The following is a 21,778-nucleotide window of genomic DNA, read 5'->3' as shown; positions in this document are numbered from 1 at the left end:
GAACTAAATTTTGATCAACCCGTCATATATCGCCACAAAAATCGCGAATCCAATGAGTCCAATGAAAATGGTAACTAGCTTCAAACGACCCCACGGGTCTGCCCAGGTTTTTTTCCAAGTATAAGCGGTGAGGCGGTTTTCTGCGAGAGCCTTGTCGACTTCGGACAGGCCAGGCCAGTTTTGCTGATCGCCAGATTGTGGTTTTTTGTCCTCGGTCATTTTTCCTACTCCAAGTTCTCGGTTCAGAAAGGACCAAGCACCCTCTTCTCTTGGGCATAACCGAAAACGAGTGGATAGTCATTTTGAAAAACACTGTGCAAAAGCGGCCAACAACGAAATGAGGCTTGAGATTGCGGTCAATCGCCTCATTGTCCAGAATCTTACCTACCTTTGAGCGCCGCGACGGAGACACCTGGAGTTGATTGAACTACTTTTACTTGGCGCAAGCATCGTCGCTGCTGGTGAAACCTTTGAATGTACGCCTGTTCGTGTCTGGGATGGCGATGGTCCGATCTGGTGTGCAGAGGGACCAAGGGTGCGCTTATCCGGCATCGCATCCCGCGAGATGGACGGGTCATGTTCCAATGGTCATCCATGTCCTAAGGCTAGCGGGATTTCTGCAAGGGATGCGCTTGTAAAACTGGTTGGCAAACCCAAAGGAAAATTGAAGGAAGGCCATATCCTGGTTTCCGGTCCAACAATGACTTGCCGTTCAGACGGAGCCGGAAAGCTGAAAGGCTTGTTTGTTGGACATGAAAGAAGGCAGTCAAAACAATGGATGCGGATGGGCTATCGCCATTGTTTTGGGTCTTCTTCTGATTGAACAATGTTCCGACGATCCCCCAGATTCCGATAGTGACTACCTCCAGACAGCGCCCCAGACAACGTCATCGCTGCTGGACCGAAACTTGGATGGCGAGATAGAAGATATTGACCCAATAACCATGTATGTAACCGCCAGCTCGGTAAACTGCAGATCGGGACCGAGCACTTACCATCGGAAAATTAATTCGTTCGGCTATGCTGAGGCATTGTCCGTATCCAACACCGATTCAGGCTGGTCGGAAATTCCGCAATCGAGCTGCTGGATTTCTTCGCGTTTCTTGAGTGAAGAAAAGCCCGAGCCAGCTCCTGTAGTCCAGAAGCGAGAATATTCAGCACCTTCCCGGCTCTATAATGCGCCTCCACAGTCCAGCCGATCATGCGGCGGCAAGTGGAAATGCGGGCAGATGAATAGTTGCAACGAGGCCTATCACTATCTCAACAATTGCGGTCTGGGCCGCCTAGATGGGGACGGTGACGGCGTGCCGTGCGAGAGTATTTGCTAACCTTAGTAGAGTGTTCAAAATAGCTGCAAATCAGTTGTGGTTATTTGGAATTTTGCATGTTTTAAGACTGAGATTCAATCAAATGGTTGGCATTCGCCAACGGATTCAAACGTTTTCACTCAATGCGAGCAAGTATCGCGAGGTATAAATGTTCAAATAAATCCCAGTCCGGTTTGGTCAGGTGGGAACACACGGCGAGCGATAAAAACACCGATTATTTGGGCTGTAGGATAATGTTGAGATAGGATGGTGTGCATTGCACGATAATGTGTGCCAGCTGTTAGAACATCATCGACGATTGCGATTTTTGTTGGGCTGAAAGATGGGTCGGGCGGATTGATCTCATAGATTGCTAACAGATCATTCACGTCAACTCTATGCCCACCGGCTACATGCGCAGCATCGGTTGAGGTTTGCTGGGTAACCAACTCAATAGTGTCGTGTGTTGCGCCAATTCTCTGACAAACAAGCGTCATTCGATTGTCAAATTCAGCATGATCGATCGCTTTCGAGCCGGGGATGGGAACGAGGACGGCTCCTTGTAGCCATCCCGCGTTCAACCCCAGACGAAGAGCTGCAGCGCATTGATTGATTGCCTGAACTTTATATCGGCGTTGGGCAGCTGGACAGTTTGGTGACTTTTTCAGATTGGAAATCAGTTGATTGGTCTTACTGTAGCTGTAATTTTTGCCACTGGTGTATTCGTACAGAAAATAGCATTCGTCGTTAGCATTAAGCCTGACATGATCACCGATATTGCTTTCATCAATTCGGGTTAGTCTAATCACCTTTTTCTAACGCCGCCCAAATATCTTCAGGTTCCTTGATCCTGATGGCACCCAATGCCTCGAACTTTGCAGGCCAGGTAATGTCCGTCCGTTCGAAGCATGATTCCAGAATCAGCAACTTCCGACCTTGAAAAAGAGCTGCTTTTGCCTGAGTTAGGGTGCCAGACGTGTCTCCAGCTTCGACAATTATGGTTGCTTCCGTCAGCGCGCTCATCGTTGCATTTCTCTCAGGGAAAAATGCTCGATTTTGCCGATAATCTTGCCGGTGGTACCTCAAAAATGGCACTTGTGATATTAGCAGGTGGTCGCGCGCTATCAGATCCTGCAACTGTGCGTTTTCCTTTGGATAATAGACTCCCAAAGGAGTTCCAATCACGGCGATCACATTCCCATTGATCTCGATAGCCGCGTCCAGCGCAGCTTTGTCGATTCCCTTTGCTAAACCGGACACTACTGTTACGCCATTCTTCACGAGTATTTTTGCGATCTTGGCCGCTCGTCGCAAACCGAGGTCACTCGCTTCTCGACTACCAACAATCGCTACACTTCGCGTCTCCGATAATTCCCATGTACCTTGGAAATAAAGCACCTCAATTGGGTGCTTTGCATCCCTTAGGCTGAATGGATAGTCTCCCGCGTGATTGATCCGGATTCCAAAGTTTCTGACGTTTGTATTCCGAAGTTGATCAAATACCTTATCCACGCATTTTCTGGCGACATTAGGCTCAACGAAATCAGACGGTAATGCAGTTGGATCTGCACGAAATCGGTCAGCTAATCTTTTGAAAGTAGCGCCTTTTTCGATCCACAATGCTTCGTAAGCGCCTATCTCCAGCTTTGGTTCAATCGGAGATACAGCGGGGCCGTCTTCCGTTTTTATCGCCAAACTCATTATCGAATCCTCATACTCAACGTTACAATAATCACTGTCGCCACGCAACGCTTGCGGGATTTGCGTTCGGACATCGATTTCGGGATAACATTATATAGAACATTAAGTGAACAAATGCAAATGCCGAGGAGATAACGACTATTGTCGTTGCAACTTCTCCCGGAGTGCTACTCAAGTTTTTCCAGATAAAATTCGACCTTCTTCAACGTCCTCAGCCTCGGTCTCCGTCCTGCCCTCAAGTCCACGACAAACCTCGGATCCCCTACTGCCCGCCTTCCAAAGCGCGACGGCGACATGTGGGTGTCCCTCAGATGTTTTTCGATACGTTCCAGCAGTTTCATCGCCACCTCGAATCATAAATCACTTGTGTTCTTGATTTGTTCCTAGTAGGAAGTTTGCTTATTGTCTAGGATAAATCCTATTACGGGTTCGAAAGGCACAAAAGATGGATGATGTAAGAGAAATACTGGAACGCCTGATCCGGCAAAACGGAGACGATTATTCCGGCCTTTCAAAAATGCTTGGCCGTAACGCTGCCTATATCCAGCAGTTCATCAAACGCGGAAGCCCGCGCAAGCTTGATCCCGATGACAGACGGGCGCTTGCCAGTTTTTACGGAATAGATGAGCAGTTGTTGGGCGGGCCAGCCCCCAAGGACACCGACGGTATGGTGGAAGTCCCTGTTCTGGATGTCAATGCCTCTGCCGGATATGGCGCACTAGCAACAAGTGAGGACAAGGAAACCCGCTTTTCCTTTGACGAGCGCTGGCTACGCAGATTAACGCCCGCTAAAGGTGCCAGTCTTTCGGTGATCCGCGTGATCGGGGATTCCATGGAGCCAACGCTGTCCGATGGTGATGACGTTCTGGTTGATGCATCCGATTATGGCTCGCGGCTGCGAGACGGCATTTATGTGGTCCGGGTCGATGACACGCTTATGGTTAAACGTATTGCGCTACGACCCGATAGCAAGTTTGTGAGCATTTCCAGCGACAATCCAACCTATCCGACATGGAATGATGTTGATCGCGGTACAATCCATATTGCTGGCCGCGTACTCTGGTTTGGTCGCGCGCTTTAATCAGCAGATCGCTGCTGAACCCATTTAAATCCCCATGTCCAGCGGCTTGCTATGTTCTTTCTCCAGTTCTCGCTGGTCCTTTTGCGGTTCTTTGAGCGCCATTTCCTGCCCTTTCGCAAGTCCGGCGGCAGCAGCTTTGCCGAGACGCGCCGTCACTTCGAGCGCTGATGTTTTTGCGCCGTCATTCTTCTCAACCACCGCTTCCAGTTTCTCGCGATTATCAACGATGAGGGTCAATCCATCGCGGAGACGTGTGATTGTGACCAGAAAGGTCTGCTTGTTGGAAAGATTGCGCTCGCGGCTATCCATCACGGCAATCCCGCGATCCGAGGTTAGCCCCTGCGCCATATGGGCATTGAGCGCGTAGGCCAGATCAATGCGTTTGAGCATCGGATCATCATGGGAGAGCCGATGTTCGATACCGGACGATGTTTGGAGGCTGACATGTTTGTCATCAATTGCCGTGATCTTCGCCTGATCGGCGTTAAATAGCCCGCGCTTATGATCGCTGTCAGTCCAGCGGATTTTATCGCCAGCAAAAATTGCGAGCTGTTTCTTTTCATATAGAGCGATTTGATCCTCGTTAGCATTTGCGCGCAGCTTGCTCACCTGAAAGCTTTGCCCCCTTCCCATTCGATCCTTCAGAACAAGCTGTTTTGTGCGCTCATTGACCGAAACGACATGATATTGTCCCTTGCCGAGGCGCTGACTGCGATCGGCTGTTTTAAGTTCGATCATCATGCCGGGTTTATAGCTGTGCACATAGCGCAGTTCCTCGCGGGTGCTGTTGACGCGGTTATACGTCTCCAGTTTCAGTCTGCGCTTTCCCAGTTCGCCGTTTGCTTTAAGGCCAGTCTGGACCGCTTCATTGACCGCTGTGCGCAGTGCCCGTCCGGATGCGTAGATTGCGGTAGCTTGGCGTTCCGCAGGCGGCAATGCGAGCCAGCGTTCGGCAGCAACAAGCGCGCTGCCTTCTGAGGTCTCGACAATATGATCTTTCAAATAGGACATAGCCTCGCCAATTTTGCCAGCCTGGGCTGAATATTGCGCGCGGCGCAGCGTCTTGTCGCGCGCGCGCAAATTGGTGATCATCTTGGCGGTATCAATGCTCGCAGACTGCACCAGAGCAAAAGGCTTTCCGGCATCAACGGCGCCAAGCTGCTTTTTGTCACCGATCATCACCAGACGTTCCACCTCCAGCAGGTTGGCAAGCCGAATGAGCTTTTCCTTTTCGACATTGGAGACCATCGAGGCTTCGTCGAGCACCAGCACATGATTTTTCATGGCAGCTTTGGCTTCCAGAATTTCTTTCTTGCTAGAGTCAGCCTCGAGGATTTTCTTGTGGCTTCCAATGAACCGCGCCAAAGTCATCGACGTAATCCCGGTATCGCGTTCGAGCATTTGCACCAACGTATTCTGCACCGCGAGACCCAGAACCGTTTTGCCGTTCTCGCCAAGAAGCTGCGAGACGGGTTTGAGAAGACTGCTCTTGCCAGCCCCTGCAATGCCCTGGACCGCGAGGGTGCGATTGGACGATGATAAAATCATTCGCCCGGCCGATTCCTGGCCTTTGTTGAGTGTCATTCCAAAATTAAGGCCCGCGACAGCCTGCAACTGCTCGCCTGCCAACCCAGAGGCCAAAACCGGTTCTGTCTTGGCTCTGCCTGCTTCTACCTGACCAATTATACGGTCTTCGATCTGCAATGCATCACGGGTGGTAACAAAATCGCGGTCGCGTCCTTTGGCACGAACAAGTTCGCCCTCTCTGACAAGCGCCCTGACCCGGCGTTCGACATTAGCAATGGATGTGGGGAGGCCAAAATCGAGAGCGGTTTTATAAACCTCGTGGATCCCAAATGCGGCTTCGCGCTGCCCGAGATGACGAATGGCTGAAGCGACCGCCTGCGCAGCGGCTATCTCTTCGCAGGGTTTATTCAGGATATGCGCTGGTACCAAAGGATCGGCGGAAGGCTTTGCAGCATATCCGTGGAGCCTTTCGGCAAAAGCGCGAAGGAAGTTCATTCCCTTTTGTGTCAGCGACAGACCCGGGTTTTTGTCGATACCCAAGCCCGCCGCACGCATATTTGCTTTTTCGATCAGGCGGCCAAGGTCCAGGTCCATCGCCTGTGCGGCGTCTTGCCAGGTTGCGGACAGCGCATCCCTGTCCTTGATGGTTTCTTTGGGCGCGCGGGTTGCAAGGGCGGCAATCTTGCCAGCTTCCATTCCCGGACCGCGCCGGGCGTCGAGCACCTCCTCGCGGCGCGTAGAGAAGGCCATGACCGCATCGCGCGATATGCCTGCTGCTTCAAAATTACCATGCTTGCCCTGCCGGGCGGGCTGATAACCCAGTTTTTCCACCTCGAGTCTAAAACGCGCCATAGCGATGCTGTTGAGAAGCGTATTATTGGACCATAGTTTATCATTGTGAAGCGCTCGCCATTTTGCGTCCGGGCCTTGCGTCACATTGGCGACAACCGCATGAAAATGAACATTGGGTTCCTGATTGCGATTGGTATCGTGCTGAAACAGACCGATCGCGAGATTGCCCGTGCCAACGGCCTTGACCTTGCCGCGAGAAAAAACCCGTGTCTCTGCGATATTTTTTTCGGCCCATTGCAGGGTTTCGGTAACAGCTGATTTGTACGCATCAATGAGCCGTTTATCGCCGCCAACCAGAGCGAGCAGCGACCAGCTTTTTGGTAGCGAGAAAGTGAGATCAGTTCCGGCGCGGTGATATTGTTTATCGCTGCCCACACGCTCGCCATTTGGCAATTCGCCGCGCAGCAGGGCCTCGAAGGCGGGCGCTTCGACCTGACCTCGAAGCCCTAGCCGCTCCGCCCCACCACCAATCCACTCACCGGATCGATCAGCATCGGATTTGGTATAATAATTATCCGCTGCAAAATAGTTCGCGGCACCGCCCGCAGACCGGACATTGGAGGCGGAGAGCATAGGTCAGTTCCTATCATTTGGGCGCGCCCTCCACCGCGCAGGTTTCACATATCATAATCGCCGATATCGCGGTCTGGCTCATCGCGTACCGCGCCTTCACGCAGATCGCGGCCAGCATCGCGGGCCGGGTTGCTGATTATGCGGCTTTTGTTTACCGGGTCAGACGGATCAGGTAGATCGGAGCGCCGCAACTTGTCGTCCTTGGAATCGAATGACTGCGCTAATTCGTCTTCATCCCTCGGGTTCTGAGGTGCATCAGCAACCGGATCCACAGCACTGCCTTTGAGCAATTCCGGAGCAGGTTCGCTGGTTAGCTGAGCATCCGCGATTTCCGAAACTTCATCGAACGCCAACTCTTGCTGGGTGGACTCCGACTGTTTCACGCCTTCTTCATTATCATCGCCGTCGGCTCCGCGCTGCGCCTCAGTGGCAGCGGCGCTATCACTTCCCTGATCACGCTTTGAAGGAGACGGGGTTTCGTCTGCCGGTTCATCTGGTTCATCAAATGCCCGCGCGATAAATCCTTCGGCCTTGCTGGGCCAGGATTGCGGAACCAGGTTAACCGGAGCAGCGGGAAAACCATCGGGGAACTTGATGTAGCCGTTAAGGCGCGGCAAGTTCATAAACTGGTCGGGCAGCAGCAGCGGTTCGACCTGCCTTTTGGGCGTCAGGCTAACCGCATCGCGGGCGTTATTGTAACCATAGCTATAGCCTTCTTCCATGTCGCGTATTTGCCGGTGACCGATAAAATCGGAACACCATGTTGCCGTTTCCCGGTCAGCCGTCGCAAGGATCAATTTGGTGCGCGCCAATGACGACAAGGTCATTGCCATATTTTCCCCGTACACCTCCTTGAGTTTGGCAAAGGCATGGATACCAGTGACGATGGCACCGCCAAAATTACGGGCCGTTTGCAGTCCTTTTTCCAGCGCCGGCAAACGGTGCAATGCGCCGAGCTCATCGATCATGAACCATACGCGCAATTCGGACGTCCGGTTCATCGACATAAGCGTATTCATCGCTGTGTTCATCCACAAGGTCAGCAGCTTAGAACAGATGCTCATATCGACATAGCGTGCGGATATAAAAATGATCCCGCCGGGTTCGCATTCACCCGTTACCCAATCGCGGATTGAGAACTCAGGGCCGCGCTTGGGAAGTAGCATCAACGCCTCCGCATTTGCATTGAGTACAGCCCGGATCGATGTTGCCATGCGCGCCGCCTTTGGCGCGGTCAATTGCTCAGCAACAGTACCTTTCAAAAGCTTATGTACATCGGTTAGATCGGCGGTAATGAGCTTTTGGGCGAGTGCCTCATTGGTCGGCGTACCCGCCTTCAAAAGCTGCATGCAGGATTGTACAAATACCGAGCGCGCACCGATAACCCAGAACTGGTCATCGCCCCCGCCATCTTGCGGCACAAGCGCTTCAGCCGCGCTATGGAATTCAGCGATACCGCTGCAATCATTGAACACGCTCCACTGCGGACAGCGCGCATCGAGCGGGTTTAATATGACATCGCGCGAGGGGTCATAAAAATGTTCGATAAAGGCGCCGGTCAAATCGAATATGACCGCGCGCTGCCCCTTCTTGCGGGCCTCGTCTATCATCTCCAATAGCGCTACGGTTTTACCGGTACCGGTTGTCCCGATGAGCATGGCATGGCTTTGTTCAAGACGCCAAGGGTAGCTGACAGATGCAAGTTTGGAGGGCTTGTAAAAGCCCGCTGCCGCAAGCTGTTTCTGACCAGCGAGTCGCCAGCGCCAACCGAGTTCTTTTTTCAATTCGCGGCCTTGTTCAGACGCATTGTGGCGCGTGATTTCGGCTTCGAGTTCGGGCAACGAAGCAAGCTGCGCGCCGCGTTCATGTTTGCTTTCTTTCGACCGGCCGCCAAAATATTCTGCAACCCAGTAGAACAAGGCGAACGCAGGTAAGAACAACAAAGCTGAGATGGCCAAGGCCGTACGGAACGATGTCCATAATGCCTCCATTGCGCGAACAACGGGAGGGAAATTCTGGACCGCAGAAATTGCCATCTCAATGCTTCCGCCGCCCGCAAGATCGAGATTAATCGGCTTGGCGGGTTCAAACTCCATAAACCCGTAAAGAGAGGCATAGAGGTTCATGCCAACGAGATATTGCTGATTGTCGCTAAGACCGGATGTCACCTGCCAATAGGACATGCCTACCAGAAGCATTGCGGCGATAATGAGGGGTGCTTTAAGACCGCTTGCGAACATGAATCCAAAATGTCCGAGCAACTGACTGCCACGCGTAAAATTGACGAGATTACGCTTCATCGCCGCCTCCATTTAAAGAGGCTGGTACCAGTCCCAATCGTTCCAGGCGCCGGGCATATGCTGCATGGGTTTTTTGCCGGAGCGAACTGTCGGGATGAGCGGTTAAAATGGCATCAAGCGCGACGGAAGAAAATATAATTTCGCGGGCATGATCGAGATCGTTTAACGCGCCGCTGCCAGCTCCCTCCTGCGTAATATATGCCGCCATGACAAGATCGCGAATGAAGACGCTGACACATTCTCCGTGATCGTCAGCTTCCGATCTTACCCACTGTGCAAGCGGATAAGAAAGATAGGTTTGTAAACAAATATGGTTGGTCATACTCAGGTTCCTTGACGTTCAAGAACCTGGTTCACCCTTCGAAAAGCCCAATTAGAATAAATCGTGAACAAGTCTAAGTCAATCGGTTATATTATCCTATTTATCAATAAGTTATAGCGATGTGATTGGAGTGAGACTTGGCAAAAACCCATCAAGTCTTAGAGGATTTGTCTATTACATCGGTCGATTTTGGGACTTAAATGATTGAAATAGAAAGATATATCCAAGGCAGTGAGCTGCGTCCGGTGTACTCTCTTTTGTTCCCAGCTCGGCAGCAGTTATCCAGATGATTTTCTCGATACTTTCATGAGGCGTTATGGCTCATGGATAGACCATAAAAACGCGCGCTGATGATTGTCATCAGCGCTCATCTAAAGCAAAGAAAGAAAGAACAGGTCGCTAGGCAAGCAACAAAAAAGGGCAACGGATGGGAGGATCCATTGCCCTGTTACACCCGGTCTTGGTGTGTCCCGTATCAATACCGGCCCGGGTCGCAAAATGGCCGAGATCGATACGGAAAACTGAATTTGTTTGCCCGAATCTCCTACGCCTTGTCGGGTCTGTATGATTGTATAGAATCGCCTCGATAGCTAGTTAATCATGCGAACAAAAAAATAGGCAGAGACCGCCACCGGCCCCTGCCTAGCGTTCAAAATTCATCAAGAAGCGCCCCGTGCACGGTGTGTACCACGCGGTTTAAGGCCCATGTTGGCAGCGCATTGTAATCACCTTCATCCAGCGCCACATATCCCTGTTCGTCATCCTCGATTACATGCTGGTCAAAGAAGCTGTGCAGTGCCCGCCTCTCTGCTGTTTCAACCGCTGCAAAATAGCTTTGTGAATCGTAATTGCTTTCCAAAACCTGAGTCATAACTACCTCCTGAAATTTGCCAAAATTGACAGGAAGTCAAAAGATGCGTGGGAGGTTGTCGGGTCAGGGATCGCCTTGCAAAGGCGACCGCACCAGCGGCGATGGGGGAAACGATTTTATTGGTGCGGAGGCGCAGCCGCAGCGCCAATAAAATGGTGGGGCCCCGTCGTCCTTGACGCGGTAGCATCCCGCGCATCATCCTCAGACGCACAAGTGAGCAAGACCCTCCTATCCGCAGATACGACTGGTACGGACTGCGCAAATATGCGCTTTCCTACAGGCATATTCTTATGTCAGCACAGCGGCGCAGGGAGATCGTTAAAGACAAGAAATGGATGTTCACATGACACGCAAAACAGGCGCAATAGCCGCTCTCAAGAAACTCGAAACCGACCGCGAAAAACTCAATCAAAGACAGCGCGAACTGGAAACGAAAGCAGCAACCGAACTCGGCCGGGTACTGTTGGGAACGGGCGTGGAAAGCTTCGGCGCGAAGCATCTCAAACAGATTGGGTTGGCGCTGGGCAAAATGGGCGAAGAACAGGCGCTAGAACAGCTTGGAATTTCAAATCATCTGGCAACCAAGTAGTCTATTCTTCTAACGACGCAGTAACAAAGAAAAGGCCCCGCAGGGAAACCGGCGAGGCCTGAATGATTGACGATGAGGATTGCTAATCACTCATCGATATCAGGTGCACCCTTGTTGTCCTGGGACGCTCCGCGAGTAAGAAAGTCCACCTTGTCGGCAAGGATTTCGCAGCCGTAGCGTTTGATACCTTCACCATCTTCCCACTGAGTGTAGTGGATACGGCCTTCGATCGAAACCATCTGGCCCTTGGTGCAGTATTGGGCCACATTTTTGCCAAGCCCGTTGAAGCAGGTGACGCGGTGGAATTCTGAATCCTTGACCGTATAGCCATTGTCGTCCTTGTAGGTCTTGCCTTCGCTGTTGCGGGCGGGACGGTCGGTGACAACGGAAAGGTTGGTTACTGTTGTTCCGCCGTTTGTGTCCCGGCTTTCCGGTTCGCGGGTAACACGTCCAACCAAAAGTGTAATGTTCGTCATGATATTTCTCCTGATATTCTCAAACCGGACCATTCCGGCTTGCGAACTGACGATGAGAAACAGGAGAAGCAGCATTGCACCGCAGGCGCTTTAGCGCCGGAGGGAAACCGGCTTTGTCCGGGTGGTGCGGGCAGCACCTGAAAGGTGCAACACGGCCGGTAACAAAGCCGGTTGCTATGCTGCTGACCTGGTTCAGGAAGGTTCGCGAAAAAGCCGAATTGGCTCTCGGTTGATTGCCATTTCAGGAGAACTGACGAGTTCGTGCTTTGGTGCTGTTATTCGCATGCCTCATAAAGCCACCAGACTGCGGGCCAATTGACCATCGGCGGATACTTCACCCGCTACGTGGGCAAGTTATACGGATGAAAATGCTACGAGGTTTCTTTCGGTTGCGCTGCTGTTCCCTTCGCGGGAAACAAATTTGATGGCCCTTTCACAATCCCGACTGACGGTTAGAACAGCAATCGATCTGCTCACCACAGGCAGGTACCTGACAGCTTTCGCCGGTATGTCCGCATTGCGCCCCAATATAAGACGTTTTGATGGGTCCAGCATTGTCCCATGAGCGGACTAAGCGGTTACCGGAGAATTTTCCCTAAAATACTTTTATGGCGTTAGGAAATTTTCTCGCTATGCTCGAATTTCTAAAAGGAGCTTGAATCGATGCACAAGTTTGTCTTGATACCCGTACTGCTTTTTTTCGGTTTGAATGCTGCGGCGGCTGATCCGCTTCAGGACAGATTGAATCTTATGGAGCAAATGAAATACGGATATATCGACAAGACCGGTACGTTTATTATCGAAGCGCAATATGAGGTTGCCGATCATTTCATAAACGGCGTTGCCCGCGTCAAGCGGAACAAGAGCGACAACTGGACATTTATTGACAAGACCAACACGGCTGTCCCTCATCCGACGCTCGCCATCAAGGATGCGGAAATCGTTGACCGGTTTCCATCAGGCGATGCATGGGTGGTGTCCAAAAAGGTGGACAAAAGCACGCGCTATGCAGTTATCGACAAACAAGGACAATTGCTGACGCAGTTTGATTTCTATGAAATCAAGATTGTTCAAAGCGAAAGCGATATCTCAATCGCCAAGTATCCTGACCGGAAGGGTTGCGTCTATTTTGACGCACAGGGTCGCCGGATCAATGACCAAAGCTATGACAAGTGCGGCGAATTCAACCGGGGACTTGCCAAGGTTGTACGGCAGAACAAGGCGGGATTTCTGGGAAGTGATGGTGCTATGGCCATCCCATTCAATTTTGACGACAAATATGGATTGTCGTTCAGTATTGGTGAACAGGGTCTAATCCCGGCGAAGATTGGGAAGGAATATGGCTATATTGACCGGACAGGCAAAACTGTCATTCCACCAAAATTTTCCGCTGCCGGTTCCTTTTCGGAAGGTTTTGCAAGGATCGCCTATAGAAACGAAAGTGGCAAGGAACAGCGCGCTGTGATCGATCAAAGCGGCCAGATTGTGTTCCAACTATCTTACCGAAAAACCGGTACAGGCATTCATAGCGGTCTGATCTCTTTCCAGGAAAATGGAAAATGGGGCTTCCTTGATAAAGCCGGAAACATTGCTATTCCTCCGACCTTCCCCGGTGGCGGCAGTGGCACCTATTTTGGTCCAGATTTTTCAGAAGGCCTTGCCGATGTGGGGCCAGCCAAAGAGTATCTTAGGGGTTATATCGACGCGAACGGTCGATATGTGATCCCACCAATTTTGAACGATGCCTCCCCCTTCAAAGATGGCGTCGCTCGCGTGATGGCACTGCCAAAGGCGATTAGAGAAAAGGAATATGTACAGATCATTGCCAATTGGAAAAACCAGCAGCAGTAAGATATGCTACCATTTTCGAAACCAGCTACTTTTTCAACCCCGGTGAAAATGGTCTAGGACAAAGCTATCTTATCCCTGACCGGTCGTTCGTAGCTATTGAAAGTTCGCTTCCAATGCAGCGCACTTCTTACCTGTAGCTGAAAGAAATTTTCCATCATCCCATTTTGGTTCGGACATTGTCACAAACAGGGCATCGGTAATTATGTCCGCCGTTTCCTCTGCCGACATAGCCAAGTTTGCTATGGCATGATCTGACCATTTCTGAACCAGCAATGAGTGTCTGTCAGCCTGCTCAGCATCCTGAGTGCTCAGTTTTCCAAACTGCACTTGATGATACATAATGCAAAGCTCGGTGTCGCTCTTGGATGGTCCGGTAGCCGAAATGTTGAAAAAGGCAGCAGCGGTAGAGAGTGCCATTGGCAATAGTATATTCATTTAGTGCCCTTCCTAAGCTTCTTGAACTGAATAGCCTTTGAAGACAATGGACTTCAACTTCGCATTTGACACCATTTGGGTTTTGAAGCGAAATATCAATGTCAGATTGTACGCACAATTCGCACTCAAAAGGCCATGACTGCTTCGCGCCTCAATATCGGACCTTCCTGCGGATTCCGCTTTATCTGGAAAGCGAACGTCAGGATTTGATGGTAGCAATTTGATTCGCTTGATTGGTTCATATCTCAAAAACGGATAATCCGCAGATATTAAACGCTGAGTTGATTCTCCAAGTAACCCAACCATTGATCCAATCCATCTTTCGATTTCGCAGATAACAACAAAATATCCGCGTTTGGATTCACGGATTTGATATTTTTCAGACAAACTTTTTCATCAAAATCGACATGCGGAGCCAAATCCATCTTGTTGACGATCACAAGTTCCGAAGCCTGGAACATATGTGGATACTTTAGAGGTTTATCTTCCCCTTCTGTCGTTGAGATAATCGCAACTTTCATATGTTCACCCAGATCAAACATAGCAGGGCACACCAAATTTCCGACGTTTTCAATGAACAATATTGAACCTGTATCGGGGTCCAGTGTCTTAACGGCATCGGAGACCATATCAGCCTCGAGGTGACACCCCGCACCAGTATTTATCTGTATAGCTTTGGCCCCCGCATTCCGAATTCGTTCTGCATCATTTGTTGTCATCTGGTCACCTTCGATAACCGAAATTCCAACATCGTTTTTCAACGCTTTGATCGTAGCTTCCAACAAGGTTGTTTTTCCCGCTCCGGGCGAGCTCACCAGATTAAGGGCCAATACGCCGCGCCCTTCAAACCAACCACGGTTTCTCTCAGCTATTTGATCGTTCTTCTGCAAAATGGCTGTCTCTAGACTTATAATCTCTCCTCCGGGGCCATGCATATGAGGTTGATCATCGCCGTCGTGATGATGGTGTTCATCGTCATGAGTATCGTGATCATGGGCATGGTGGTCATGGTTCACCTCCGGGGTATTCAGGATCGATCCTTTTCTCACCGTCTGCGTTGCACCGGTTGAAATATCGGTAATCTTCACCGCATTCGCGGTATCGCTACATCCACAAGTTCCACACATTATGCCGCCTCCTCCGTTTCAAATTCTTTGATCAAAAATGTATCGCCTGATGCAGGTAGAATTTCCAATGTAGCATTCTCAACAACCGTTCCCGCCGCGACAACATCGAAACAAAATTCCAAAGCCCTCGTCTCAACGCCAGCTTGCGGGCCAACCGAAAGGCTCACTCGCTTTACTTTACAACCCTTCGCATGCTCGGTGACAATCGTTATGATATTTTTGGTTAGACCCAATTCGTGCATTATCCTGCTCCCCAGGCCACAGGACTGGTTTCAATCAGAATAAGGCCTCCAATAGCTATGGCTAGTCCTGCAGCAGACACAGTTAGCGCTGTGTGCATCCAATTCATACCCTTTTCAACCCATGCCAGAGGCCAAGCTACGGTATATGTCAGAGCTGCCATGCCCAAAATAGAGCCAACCCCAAAAGCCAGAACATATAACATCGCACTACCAACGTTCTGAGTGGCAGCAACAGCTAGCGCCAAAAGACCTGCTGAACCAGCAGCCCCATGAACGAGGCCTATAGAAAACGCCTTAAGCGGAAAGCCATGCGGGTGGTTGTGCCGGTGCGGGTCGGAAACATGAGCTACTTTCGCGTCTTTGTGGGAGTGGACATGGACATGCCTCGGCCCGCCATCATGTTGATGCCCGTGGAAATGAAGTTTTGCCTTTCTAAAACGCCGGTAGACATCCAATCCCAATATTATCAACATCATCCCAACACTAAATTCTAAAACAGCGGTCATTCTCTCCGTTAGGGTCGCGCCAAAAAGTATGACCGCTACGCAAATGGCAGATAATGTAACTGTGTGCCCAAGTCCCCAAGCAGCGCCGCGGAACGCTAGCCTTTTTTTGGATCCTTTTGAATCAGACATCATGGTACTGATGGCCGCAAGATGGTCTGCTTCAAGCGCATGGCTCATGCCAATTAGAAAACCGAGAATGAGAAATCCTGTTATATCAACCTCCTAACAAATACGTGGCAACTGATCACCGACCAGCATGTCGACAATCCTGGCTCCGCCAAACACCGTCGTCATCTCCACCCTCCCCGGCGTCCCTGATTTAACATGTCCAATTATCTTTGATTCGCGGCCTGCAGGAAGCGACTGCATCGCTTCTATTGCTTTTTGCGCCTCTGGCCCCGGAACAAACACAACCAACGTTCCTTCATTTGCAAGATAAAGCGGATCAAGTCCGAGAATTTCACAAATACCTTTTACTTCCTTACGGATCGGGAATTTTGTTTCGTCAATAACGATATGCGTGCCTGAATCTTCCGCAATTTCGTTGAGAACCGACGCCGCCCCACCGCGTGTCGCATCACGAGCACACCGTGTTGTCGGAACAGTATCTACGATGGTTTCCATCAATGCAGACAAGGATTGGCAGTCTGACTCTACTGTTGTTACTAGAGCCAAATCGCCTCGCGCGGCCATAATAGCGGCACCATGATCACCGAGATATCCGTTCACAATTACAGCATCGCCTGGCTGAACAGAATTTGCAGAGAGATTTCGATGCGGCGGGATGACCCCTATGCCAGAAGTCGTGATGAAAACTTTATCTGCACTTCCGCGCTCAACAACCTTTGTATCGCCAGTCACGATTTTCACGCCAATTTCATCGGCCATTGATTTCATTGTCGCAACAATGCGGCGCAATAGAGCGACTTCTGTGCCTTCCTCGATAATGAAGCCAACTGATAACCATAGGGGCCGTGCGCCACCGACAGCCAAATCATTGACTGTTCCACAAATCGCAAGTTTGCCAATGTCTCCCCCTGGAAATTCAACTGGGTCAACAACAAACCCATCGGTTGTGAAGGCCAATTTCGCGCCTGGTTCTGATAACGCATCCTCCGTCAATCGCGCCTGGTCCTCAAGACTGTCAGGTTGAAAAACAGAAATGAATACATCATCAATCAGATCGCGCATCGCGCTGCCACCGCCGCCATGGGCCATCGTTACATGCTCGGCGCGAAAAACCCGCTTTGAAGTGCGTAACAATGTGGCAGCTTTATTCATTCAGCAGGCTCCAATTGTGTCCGCACACCGCCATATTGATAATAGGCAGCACAAGCCCCTTCGGAAGATACCATTAGAGCTCCCAATGGGCGGTCAGGCGTACATCCTTTGCCAAATTGCGGGCACTGCTGCGGTTTGATCCGGCCTGTCATTACAGTGCCACATTCGCAACCTTCTGGGTCTTCATGTTTTGCGCGGGGCCGACCATAGCCCATTTCGAACTTTCGCTCAGCGTCAAACGCTTGATATTTTTCGCGCATTTTCAAGCCGGATTTGTCAATCTCTCCAAGGCCCCTCCACTCAAAAGCTTCCCGGCGCTCATACACATCGGCGCACGCCGCGATTGACACAGGATTGCCATTATCTGGTACAATCCGCGAATATTGATTTTCTACATCGGCGCGACCATCCCGAATCTGTTCGAGTACCATCAAGACTGATTGCAAAAGGTCCAACGGCTCAAATCCCGCGACTACAATGGGTTTATTGTAGTCACGCGCAATGAAGCGATACGGTTCAACACCTATCACCATAGAAACGTGTCCTGGCCCAACAAAACCATCAAGGGTCATATAGGGGTCTTCCAATAGAGCCTTGATGGGTTCTGGAACTGTAATGTGATTACAAAACAGGGAGAAATTGGTCAGGTCTTCCGCCAAGGCTTGTTGAGCACATAGAGCGGTGGATGGCGTCGTTGTCTCAAAACCAAGCGCGAAGAAAACAACTTCCCGATCCGGGTGGCGGCGGGCAAGTTCCAAAGCATCGAGCGGAGAATAGACCATTCTTATATCCGCGCCTTCTGCCTTTGCTTGTAGCAGGGATTTTTTTGTCCCGGGTACACGCATGGCGTCACCAAAAGTTGCAAAAATTACCTCGGGTCGTTCAGCCAGTTCGATGCAGTCATCGACACGTGACATGGGAAGAACGCAAACCGGACAGCCAGGCCCGTGGATAAATTCAAGCGCTGTGGGTGTTAATTTATCCAAGCCATATCTGAATATTGCATGGGTGTGCCCGCCACATATTTCCATGATATGAATTGGTTTTTCTGGAGTTGCGCCAATTTCATCTACAACACGTTCTATCGCCGCAAGAACACCTCTCGCTGCAACAGGATCACGAAACTCATCGGTATATTTCATGCGCTTTCCCCCATGGCGGATTGTGATTGGCGCATCGCTTCAATTTCTTCTTGAGCTTCGCCCAACATCAGCAGAACTTCCATCGTTTTCGCCGCCTCGGCTTCATCAATACGGCTCATTGCAAAACCGACATGGATAAGTGCCCACTCCCCGATCAAGGATTCGATATTCCCATCTTCTGGCATAATGCAGGCAAGATTGACTTGGCGCTGAACACCGGAAACGTCGATCAAGCCTAGTTTTTTAACTGGATCGGAAATTGAAATTATCTGTCCGGGAATACCTAAGCACATAACGTTTCTCCTTTTTCAGCTTCATCCTGAAATGATGCGGCTGCGATAACAGCCTGACCCAATGATAATCCCCCATCATTTGCGGGGACTTTTTTGTGGCTCAGGACATTGTAACCTTTGGCTTTGAGAGCGGTATGAACCAGTTCAAAGAGTACTTTATTCTGGAAACAGCCTCCGCTCAGCGCGATGGTTTGAAATTCATGGGTAGGGCCGGATAATTTTTCGACCATTCGGACGATCACTGCAGCCAAGCCTTTGTGAAAACGCGCCGAAATCACTCCAATATCTGTGCCAACGGTCATATCGCCAAGCATGGCTCTCCACATCCCCAAAGGTTCGACATAGGGTGTATCACTATCCTTGCTTAGCGGTATGGAGAACGGATAGTTGAGAGTATCGGGCTCTTTTAGAGCCTCATGATTGAGTGCCGCTTCAAACAACATCGCTGCCTGACCTTCATAAGTCTGTGTTTCTCGTAAAACACCGGAAACGGCTGCAGCCGCATCGAACAAACGCCCACATGATGATGCTAAAGGACTATGCGTTTGATTTAAGATCATGGCATCCAGCGTCTCACGCGGTGCGTCATTCAAATATTGGAAAATATCAAGATCCGCAAAATTCATAGTGAATTCGGGCCACCCCATTTCGGCAGAGATGTGTGCATAGGCATTACGCCAGGGTTGGCGCACCGCCTGCTCACCACCCGGCAAAGAGACAGGTTTAAATTTCCCGAGGCGTTCATAGGAGCGATAATCACAGGCTAGGAACTCTCCGCCCCAAACCGTGCCATCTGGGCCCCAGCCAGTACCATCAAGCGCAACGCCCAAAACCCGGTCACCGTTTAACGGCCAATTGTTTTCTGCCATGCAAGACGCCAAATGGGCATGGTGATGCTGCACTGGAACAAGTGGAAGGTTGCCATCGCCTGCGATGGCTTGTCCCAATTGAGTCGATGCGAATCCTGGGTGAGCGTCAACAGCGATGGCTTTGGGAGTATGCTCAAATAGCTTTTGATATAGCTTCAAATTCCGGTCCGCTTCATCCCGGGTTGAAGGATATTCCAAATCACCCAGATGCTGGCTCAATATCGCTTCGTGTTCTTTGATCATACAGAAGGTGTTTTTGTAGTCACCACCCAATGCAAGAACATTTAAGTCGCCTGTAAAACCATCAGGCAGCGCTATCGCGCGGGGTGCGTAGCCGCGCGCGCGCCTTAACAATCTGACCTTTCCGTCAACAATATTTGCCACACTGTCATCGACACGGTTCACAATATCCCGGTCGTGCAAACAGGCGAAATCAGCGATATCGGATAAACTGGACCTGACAGCATCATTTGTCAGGCATTGCGGGGCGCCGGATCTATTTCCCGAGGTCATTATGATCGGGCGTTTCATTCGGCGGAACATCAGATGATGCAGCGGCGTATAAGGTAGCATGAAGCCAAGGTAACCAAGCCCCGGCGCGACGACGTCGGGCAGGCTATTGGGTTTAGCTTTAAGCAAAACGATCGGAGCCTCTATCGAGGTCAATAAGGCCTCTTCAGCTTCACTCACATCACAATAGTGACGGATAACGTCGACATTTTTGGCCATCAAAGCAAAAGCTTTATCTTTACGGCCTTTCTGCGCGCGCAGGCGCTCCACGCTTTCGGGTTTGGTCGCATCGCAAGCTAGGTGAACACCTCCTATCCCTTTGATGGCAACAATATGTCCCATCATGAGCATGCCGCCGACCGCGTCAACATCATCCATCATTGAAAATGCTTCACAATTGACGACACCTTCACCCAATTTTTCGATCCAGGCTTTTGGTCCGCAAACATGACAGGCAATGGGCTGCGCATGCATACGTCTGTCCGATGGATTTTCATATTCCAAGCGACAATCTGTGCACATTTCGAACGCACGCATGCTGGTTTTTGCCCGATCATATGGTGCGCTATTGATGATTGAAAAGCGCGGCCCACAATTTGTGCAGTTTGTGAACGGATAACGATAGCGTCGCTGGAAAGCGTCAATGCTTTCTGCATTGCATTCTGCGCAACTCGCGGCATCAGGTGTGATAGCCACCTGCATATCGCCGCCGACCGTGGGGTTGATTTGAAAATCCTCAGGCGGCATTCCATCCAGCGGAGCCCGTGACAAATTGTCGATCTTGGCCAAGGGCGACAGAGCCTCAGGCAGAGCTTCCAGAAAGGCGTCAATATCACGGCCCCATAGTCGGATATCCACGCCGTTCGCAGTATTGCAGACGTCTCCCTTCAATCCAAATTGCGTTGCTAGCTTCCATACCATTGGACGGAAGCCTACACCTTGGACCTGCCCGGAAATTCTGATAGTTTCCGCACCGACGGCGGAAACTGGACACGGTCGAGTTTGCAGCGTTGTCATGAGCTAACTGGCCACAATAGTATGCGGTTATTGCCGCTATCAGCGACAACGGCTACGCCGTCCCGGCAAGTCAAACCATAGGGCCAACACACGCTTTTGCGCTGAGCTATGCCCCAACCATTGTCGCCTTTGGAGGCAAAATCGGGTTGACCGGTTAGCGTATCCGCCTTCGAACCAGTTGCAAGATTCGTCCAACCTAAAAGACGGGAATTGGCGGTATCCGCGACGAGGAGATGTTCGTCCTGCACTGCGACGGCATAAGGCATATTAACGGCCCCAGCATCGGGATAATAGCCTTGGCGATTATGATCACCGGCAGTAAAATTGTTTTGGCCGAGCACCGCATCACAGGCTTGTCCGTTGTGCGAAGGCATGCCGTTCCATAGCATAATTCGGTTATTACCCGCATCGGTGACGGCAAAATGGCCTTGCCAATAGGTTGCACCATGCGGCCAGCGCATCCCCACTGCGCTTATATCTTCGCCAGCATTTTCATCGCGCTTGTCGAAATTGGGCTGCCCTAAGACCAGATCAGCGGCTTGGCCTGTTTCAGTTGGATTATTCCAGATCATAACGCGCCGATTGCCGCAATCACTCACCACTAGATGCCCATTGATCTCATTTACGCCATATGACCAATTCAAGGATGTTGCCGAGGGGCTATCCTTGCCGTGATTTGCCAACGTATTTTCGGCATTTGTTTGACCAAGAACAATATCTGCTGGTTGATTGTTACGCATTGGTGTCGTCTTCCAAAGAAGAATGCGGTGGTTCCAAGCATCCGCCACGGCCAATCCCTCGCCCCATGGACTGATACCTGTTGGGACATTCATTGTTGACGCAGAGGCCGGGCCTTTTGCATTTCGGCCTTCAGAAAAAAAGTCGTGTTGACCGATAACTATGTCT

Annotated in this window: 22 protein-coding genes; 5 read left to right on the top strand and 17 right to left on the bottom strand. The window is 50.7% G+C overall.

Annotation, left to right across the window (positions count from 1 at the left end):
* Window positions 1-3: 3 nt before the first annotated feature.
* The gene (locus ACO6S1_RS11535) at window positions 4-219 is read right to left on the bottom strand and encodes a hypothetical protein (RefSeq protein WP_422342846.1); all 216 of its coding nucleotides are present in this window, start codon (window positions 217-219) and stop codon (window positions 4-6) included.
* A gap of 199 nt (window positions 220-418) precedes the next feature.
* Here ACO6S1_RS11535 and ACO6S1_RS11530 point away from each other — a divergent pair, with 199 nt between their 5' ends.
* Together ACO6S1_RS11530 and ACO6S1_RS11525 are read left to right on the top strand one after the other, a co-directional pair.
* Window positions 419-823 (top strand): thermonuclease family protein, encoded by a 405-nt coding sequence (locus ACO6S1_RS11530; protein ID WP_422342845.1) that lies wholly within the window; start codon window positions 419-421, stop codon window positions 821-823.
* The gene (locus tag ACO6S1_RS11525; protein WP_422342844.1) at window positions 753-1,328 is read left to right on the top strand and encodes an excalibur calcium-binding domain-containing protein; all 576 of its coding nucleotides are present in this window, start codon (window positions 753-755) and stop codon (window positions 1,326-1,328) included. The genes ACO6S1_RS11530 and ACO6S1_RS11525 overlap by 71 nt, the downstream gene beginning before the upstream one ends.
* 152 nt (window positions 1,329-1,480) lie before the next feature.
* Here the strand turns inward: ACO6S1_RS11525 and ACO6S1_RS11520 are convergent, their stop codons facing one another.
* Together ACO6S1_RS11520 and ACO6S1_RS11515 are read right to left on the bottom strand one after the other, a co-directional pair.
* The gene (locus ACO6S1_RS11520) at window positions 1,481-2,116 is read right to left on the bottom strand and encodes a hypothetical protein (protein WP_422342843.1); all 636 of its coding nucleotides are present in this window, start codon (window positions 2,114-2,116) and stop codon (window positions 1,481-1,483) included.
* Window positions 2,109-3,008: a DNA-processing protein DprA gene (locus ACO6S1_RS11515; protein WP_422342842.1), complete on the bottom strand. Its 900-nt coding sequence runs from the start codon at window positions 3,006-3,008 to the stop codon at window positions 2,109-2,111. Before ACO6S1_RS11515 ends, ACO6S1_RS11520 begins: the two co-directional genes overlap by 8 nt.
* Before the next feature lie 445 nt (window positions 3,009-3,453).
* Here ACO6S1_RS11515 and ACO6S1_RS11510 point away from each other — a divergent pair, with 445 nt between their 5' ends.
* Window positions 3,454-4,089, top strand: a complete 636-nt coding sequence (locus ACO6S1_RS11510; protein ID WP_422342841.1) for a S24 family peptidase — start codon at window positions 3,454-3,456, stop codon at window positions 4,087-4,089.
* A 24-nt stretch (window positions 4,090-4,113) separates the two neighbouring features.
* On the opposite strand, the gene mobF is transcribed toward ACO6S1_RS11510, so the two are convergent.
* From mobF to ACO6S1_RS11490, 4 genes are all read right to left on the bottom strand, one after another.
* Complete coding sequence (gene mobF, locus ACO6S1_RS11505; protein WP_422342840.1) at window positions 4,114-7,041, bottom strand: MobF family relaxase; 2,928 nt, start codon at window positions 7,039-7,041, stop codon at window positions 4,114-4,116.
* A 44-nt stretch (window positions 7,042-7,085) separates the two neighbouring features.
* Window positions 7,086-9,341, bottom strand: a complete 2,256-nt coding sequence (locus ACO6S1_RS11500; protein WP_422342839.1) for a type IV secretion system DNA-binding domain-containing protein — start codon at window positions 9,339-9,341, stop codon at window positions 7,086-7,088.
* A complete protein-coding gene (locus ACO6S1_RS11495; RefSeq protein WP_422342838.1) occupies window positions 9,331-9,663 on the bottom strand; it encodes a hypothetical protein in 333 nt (110 codons plus the stop codon). Before ACO6S1_RS11495 ends, ACO6S1_RS11500 begins: the two co-directional genes overlap by 11 nt.
* 649 nt (window positions 9,664-10,312) lie before the next feature.
* Complete coding sequence (locus ACO6S1_RS11490) at window positions 10,313-10,534, bottom strand: hypothetical protein (protein ID WP_422342837.1); 222 nt, start codon at window positions 10,532-10,534, stop codon at window positions 10,313-10,315.
* A gap of 343 nt (window positions 10,535-10,877) precedes the next feature.
* On the opposite strand from ACO6S1_RS11490, the gene ACO6S1_RS11485 reads away from it, so the two are divergent.
* A complete protein-coding gene (locus ACO6S1_RS11485) occupies window positions 10,878-11,123 on the top strand; it encodes a DUF6437 family protein (protein WP_422342836.1) in 246 nt (81 codons plus the stop codon).
* An 86-nt stretch (window positions 11,124-11,209) separates the two neighbouring features.
* Here the strand turns inward: ACO6S1_RS11485 and ACO6S1_RS11480 are convergent, their stop codons facing one another.
* Window positions 11,210-11,599 (bottom strand): single-stranded DNA-binding protein, encoded by a 390-nt coding sequence (locus ACO6S1_RS11480; RefSeq protein ID WP_422342835.1) that lies wholly within the window; start codon window positions 11,597-11,599, stop codon window positions 11,210-11,212.
* A gap of 663 nt (window positions 11,600-12,262) precedes the next feature.
* Between ACO6S1_RS11480 and ACO6S1_RS11475 the strand changes: the two genes are divergently transcribed.
* Window positions 12,263-13,450 carry a WG repeat-containing protein gene (locus ACO6S1_RS11475; protein ID WP_422342834.1) on the top strand — a complete coding sequence of 396 codons (1,188 nt, stop codon included), beginning with the start codon at window positions 12,263-12,265 and terminating at the stop codon, window positions 13,448-13,450.
* 93 nt (window positions 13,451-13,543) lie between these two features.
* On the opposite strand, the gene ACO6S1_RS11470 is transcribed toward ACO6S1_RS11475, so the two are convergent.
* From ACO6S1_RS11470 to ACO6S1_RS11430, 9 genes are all read right to left on the bottom strand, one after another.
* On the bottom strand, window positions 13,544-13,885 hold the full coding sequence (locus ACO6S1_RS11470) for a hypothetical protein (protein ID WP_422342833.1): 342 nt from the start codon (window positions 13,883-13,885) through the stop codon (window positions 13,544-13,546).
* 269 nt (window positions 13,886-14,154) lie between these two features.
* Window positions 14,155-14,973: a hydrogenase nickel incorporation protein HypB gene (gene hypB, locus ACO6S1_RS11465; protein WP_422342832.1), complete on the bottom strand. Its 819-nt coding sequence runs from the start codon at window positions 14,971-14,973 to the stop codon at window positions 14,155-14,157.
* Between the two features lie 38 nt (window positions 14,974-15,011).
* Window positions 15,012-15,254, bottom strand: coding sequence for a hydrogenase maturation nickel metallochaperone HypA (locus tag ACO6S1_RS11460; protein WP_422342831.1), 243 nt, complete (start codon window positions 15,252-15,254; stop codon window positions 15,012-15,014).
* A complete protein-coding gene (locus tag ACO6S1_RS11455) occupies window positions 15,254-15,958 on the bottom strand; it encodes a high frequency lysogenization protein HflD (RefSeq protein WP_422346180.1) in 705 nt (234 codons plus the stop codon). Before ACO6S1_RS11455 ends, ACO6S1_RS11460 begins: the two co-directional genes overlap by 1 nt.
* 24 nt (window positions 15,959-15,982) lie before the next feature.
* Window positions 15,983-17,041, bottom strand: coding sequence for a hydrogenase expression/formation protein HypE (hypE, locus tag ACO6S1_RS11450; RefSeq protein WP_422342830.1), 1,059 nt, complete (start codon window positions 17,039-17,041; stop codon window positions 15,983-15,985).
* Complete coding sequence (gene hypD, locus ACO6S1_RS11445) at window positions 17,038-18,183, bottom strand: hydrogenase formation protein HypD (protein ID WP_422342829.1); 1,146 nt, start codon at window positions 18,181-18,183, stop codon at window positions 17,038-17,040. Before hypD ends, hypE begins: the two co-directional genes overlap by 4 nt.
* Entirely contained in the window at window positions 18,180-18,416 is a 237-nt protein-coding gene (locus tag ACO6S1_RS11440; RefSeq protein WP_422342828.1) for a HypC/HybG/HupF family hydrogenase formation chaperone, read from the bottom strand. The genes hypD and ACO6S1_RS11440 overlap by 4 nt, the downstream gene beginning before the upstream one ends.
* A 50-nt stretch (window positions 18,417-18,466) precedes the next feature.
* Window positions 18,467-20,872 (bottom strand): carbamoyltransferase HypF, encoded by a 2,406-nt coding sequence (gene hypF / locus ACO6S1_RS11435; protein ID WP_422342827.1) that lies wholly within the window; start codon window positions 20,870-20,872, stop codon window positions 18,467-18,469.
* Entirely contained in the window at window positions 20,869-21,612 is a 744-nt protein-coding gene (locus ACO6S1_RS11430) for a hypothetical protein (RefSeq protein ID WP_422346279.1), read from the bottom strand. Before ACO6S1_RS11430 ends, hypF begins: the two co-directional genes overlap by 4 nt.
* Window positions 21,613-21,778 lie beyond the last annotated feature (166 nt).

The organism is Parasphingorhabdus sp., from assembly GCF_965233695.1.
In the GTDB taxonomy this organism is placed as follows: Bacteria; Pseudomonadota; Alphaproteobacteria; order Sphingomonadales; family Sphingomonadaceae; genus Parasphingorhabdus.
Note: the sequence above shows the minus strand (reverse complement) of the source record. Positions and strands in the feature narration are given on the sequence as shown.

Bases quoted from the DNA above. Each gene is read 5' to 3' on its own strand.
- ACO6S1_RS11485 (WP_422342836.1), top strand. From the start codon at position 10,878: ATGACACGCAAAACAGGCGCAATAGCCGCTCTCAAGAAACTCGAAACC.
- ACO6S1_RS11495 (WP_422342838.1), bottom strand. From the start codon at position 9,663: ATGACCAACCATATTTGTTTACAAACCTATCTTTCTTATCCGCTTGCA.
- hypE (WP_422342830.1), bottom strand. From the start codon at position 17,041: ATGAATAAAGCTGCCACATTGTTACGCACTTCAAAGCGGGTTTTTCGC.
- ACO6S1_RS11430 (WP_422346279.1), bottom strand. From the start codon at position 21,612: ATGCGTAACAATCAACCAGCAGATATTGTTCTTGGTCAAACAAATGCC.
- mobF (WP_422342840.1), bottom strand. From the start codon at position 7,041: ATGCTCTCCGCCTCCAATGTCCGGTCTGCGGGCGGTGCCGCGAACTAT.
- ACO6S1_RS11515 (WP_422342842.1), bottom strand. From the start codon at position 3,008: ATGAGTTTGGCGATAAAAACGGAAGACGGCCCCGCTGTATCTCCGATT.
- ACO6S1_RS11460 (WP_422342831.1), bottom strand. From the start codon at position 15,254: ATGCACGAATTGGGTCTAACCAAAAATATCATAACGATTGTCACCGAG.
- hypD (WP_422342829.1), bottom strand. From the start codon at position 18,183: ATGAAATATACCGATGAGTTTCGTGATCCTGTTGCAGCGAGAGGTGTT.
- ACO6S1_RS11535 (WP_422342846.1), bottom strand. From the start codon at position 219: ATGACCGAGGACAAAAAACCACAATCTGGCGATCAGCAAAACTGGCCT.
- ACO6S1_RS11475 (WP_422342834.1), top strand. From the start codon at position 12,263: ATGCACAAGTTTGTCTTGATACCCGTACTGCTTTTTTTCGGTTTGAAT.
- hypF (WP_422342827.1), bottom strand. From the start codon at position 20,872: ATGACAACGCTGCAAACTCGACCGTGTCCAGTTTCCGCCGTCGGTGCG.
- ACO6S1_RS11510 (WP_422342841.1), top strand. From the start codon at position 3,454: ATGGATGATGTAAGAGAAATACTGGAACGCCTGATCCGGCAAAACGGA.
- ACO6S1_RS11470 (WP_422342833.1), bottom strand. From the start codon at position 13,885: ATGAATATACTATTGCCAATGGCACTCTCTACCGCTGCTGCCTTTTTC.
- ACO6S1_RS11525 (WP_422342844.1), top strand. From the start codon at position 753: ATGAAAGAAGGCAGTCAAAACAATGGATGCGGATGGGCTATCGCCATT.
- ACO6S1_RS11500 (WP_422342839.1), bottom strand. From the start codon at position 9,341: ATGAAGCGTAATCTCGTCAATTTTACGCGTGGCAGTCAGTTGCTCGGA.
- ACO6S1_RS11490 (WP_422342837.1), bottom strand. From the start codon at position 10,534: ATGACTCAGGTTTTGGAAAGCAATTACGATTCACAAAGCTATTTTGCA.
- ACO6S1_RS11480 (WP_422342835.1), bottom strand. From the start codon at position 11,599: ATGACGAACATTACACTTTTGGTTGGACGTGTTACCCGCGAACCGGAA.